Here is a 1,685-nt window from a genome sequence, read left to right on the forward strand (position 1 = left end):
CAAAGCTCGCGGAGTTGTGAAACACTAAACACTAAAGTGTTAAGTGTTTCATCGAATTGACAGGTCACGTTGTCACTCTTTAGTTTTCAAGGAACGCTTTGTTTCATTTTTCACCGCTCTTTGCGGCAACAAAAATGATTCTATCATTTATACGTATCATAAGTCAATACTTTTATTAAATATATCTCCTTAATCACATCGTTTTATACACGATTTGTAAAACCTGTTCGACCAAGTCGCCAGGGCGTGTCTGGTAAATCAAATTGATAGGGAGGTAGTGCAAAAAAACTTTTCTCGAGGGGCGACGATGCACAAGTGAAGCGAATGATAAATGTTTTCCCGCCGCTGGCCTATTCATCAAATTCATGGAATTCAGGAGAAAGACGCTCTACGCTAGCAAGCTTTTTTAGAAAGTCTTCTTTCATCTGTTCCGATTGAAAAAAGAGAAAAAAACTCGGCATCGGTGTGCTGGTTTATCCCTTTCGTAACACATCTATAACGCTCTAATAAGTGGAAATCAGCTGTGTAATTTGGTGAAGCAGTAGTTCCGTACAAAGCAGGTATTAAACCCATTAGAAACGCTTCAAAGTCAACCAATAACTTTTTCAATTGCTCATCCACTTTTGAATCTTATATTATACATAATGAAGCGGTCACCCTCATAGAAGGCGACCGCAACGAATGTTAATTATCTTCTGTACTTTGTACTATCCTCGTAGAAAATTTCTTCACAATCATTTTCGCGTCGTATCCCGGGTATCTGAGGATTTTCTACCATAATAATAAAACCCCTACCTATCCGCATGGCAAACACATACGGATGAAGCAGGGGTTATCACACAGATTTTTTGCCGTATCAAATCGGGTCCAAATTGGATGGTGGCTCGGGACGGAATCGAACCGCCGACACGAGGATTTTCAGTCCTCTGCTCTACCGACTGAGCTACCGAGCCGTTTGTTATGTACCTGTGAAGTGGGGCGACCGATGGGAATCGAACCCATGAGTGCCGGAGCCACAATCCGGTGCGTTAACCACTTCGCCACGGCCGCCAAGAAATATGGCGGAGCTGACGGGATTCGAACCCGCGATCTCCTGCGTGACAGGCAGGCATGTTAGGCCTCTACACCACAGCTCCTTATGGTGGACGCTGACGGGATCGAACCGCCGACCCTCTGCTTGTAAGGCAGATGCTCTCCCAGCTGAGCTAAGCGTCCAAGTTTGGTGACCCGTAGGGGATTCGAACCCCTGCATGCTAGCGTGAAAGGCTAGTGTGTTAAACCGCTTCACCAACGGGCCAGATATAATTCCTTCTATTTCCTTTGCTGGAAATTATTATCTCAATCAGCAGCGACTCTGTTATATTAACATGAATCTATCAGTATGACAAGTAGATAAATTAAAGTCTTATAATAAAAAATATTATAGTGATTTTAAAGGTGGTATTGTCAACTGCCATAACCAGATCAACCATTTTCGATCAATCATATAGTGATTGTGGTCTATTCCCCTCGTCACTAAAAGCTATCTTTTACTGCATTATATGGTTTTCAAATGAAAACCCCGCTTCAAGCTGAAGCGGGGTTTTATAATGGCCTGGCAACGACCTACTCTCCCAGGGCTTAGACCCAAGTACCATCGGCGCTGGAGGGCTTAACTTCCGTGTTCGGTATGGGAACGGGTGGAT

1 protein-coding gene, 5 tRNA genes and 1 rRNA gene are annotated in these 1,685 nt (G+C 43.7%); all 7 read right to left on the reverse strand.

Annotation, left to right across the window (positions count from 1 at the left end):
- Positions 1-393 precede the first annotated feature (393 nt).
- Entirely contained in the window at positions 394-609 is a 216-nt protein-coding gene (locus tag EDC32_RS16100) for a hypothetical protein (RefSeq protein WP_132223981.1), read from the reverse strand.
- 268 nt (positions 610-877) lie between these two features.
- A tRNA-Phe gene (locus tag EDC32_RS16105) sits at positions 878-953 on the reverse strand.
- A gap of 21 nt (positions 954-974) precedes the next feature.
- Positions 975-1,050, reverse strand: a tRNA-His gene (locus EDC32_RS16110).
- A 9-nt stretch (positions 1,051-1,059) separates the two neighbouring features.
- Positions 1,060-1,136, reverse strand: a tRNA-Asp gene (locus EDC32_RS16115).
- Positions 1,137-1,139: 3 nt separating this feature from the next.
- Positions 1,140-1,215: transfer RNA gene (locus EDC32_RS16120), tRNA-Val, on the reverse strand.
- A gap of 5 nt (positions 1,216-1,220) precedes the next feature.
- A tRNA-Glu gene (locus EDC32_RS16125) sits at positions 1,221-1,297 on the reverse strand.
- 295 nt (positions 1,298-1,592) lie between these two features.
- Positions 1,593-1,685, reverse strand: a 5S ribosomal RNA gene (gene rrf, locus EDC32_RS16130); the annotation flags it as partial.

Origin of the sequence: Laceyella sacchari (assembly GCF_004343255.1) — a bacterium.
Lineage (GTDB): Bacteria > Bacillota > Bacilli > Thermoactinomycetales > Thermoactinomycetaceae > Laceyella > Laceyella sacchari.